Here is a 323-nt window from a genome sequence, read left to right on the forward strand (position 1 = left end):
ACTTACGAGCAATTTCAGTCCGGCGGATTTGGCGAATAAACTGAAGAGCAAGCTGAATGATCTGCTGATGAAGTAGCCGAGCTGGAGAACGGACTCAAGACAGCGGGCGGCATGGCGACCGGATTCATGCAGAATCTCCTGATTGATCAAGCGATGGGTTATGGCTTAGAACAACTAAGTCAATATGTGGATTCGGATACAATTACGAAAGCTATGATTCTTCTGAGTATGTTGAATAGTAAGTATAAGAAGAATCAGAATCAGGGAATCACATCAAACAATAAAAACTCTGGGGATAAGGACAAGAGCAAGAAAGACAAGGA

At 43.0% G+C, this 323-nt stretch carries 1 protein-coding gene; it reads left to right on the plus strand.

The window, feature by feature from the left end:
• Nucleotides 1-126 precede the first annotated feature (126 nt).
• Nucleotides 127-323, plus strand: a 197-nt coding sequence (locus A6049_RS33770) for a hypothetical protein (RefSeq protein ID WP_205412042.1), incomplete at its 3' end; no start/stop codon positions are given.

The sequence above is a fragment of the Paenibacillus sp. O199 genome, from assembly GCF_001636635.1.
Taxonomy (GTDB): domain Bacteria; phylum Bacillota; class Bacilli; order Paenibacillales; family Paenibacillaceae; genus Paenibacillus; species Paenibacillus marchantiae.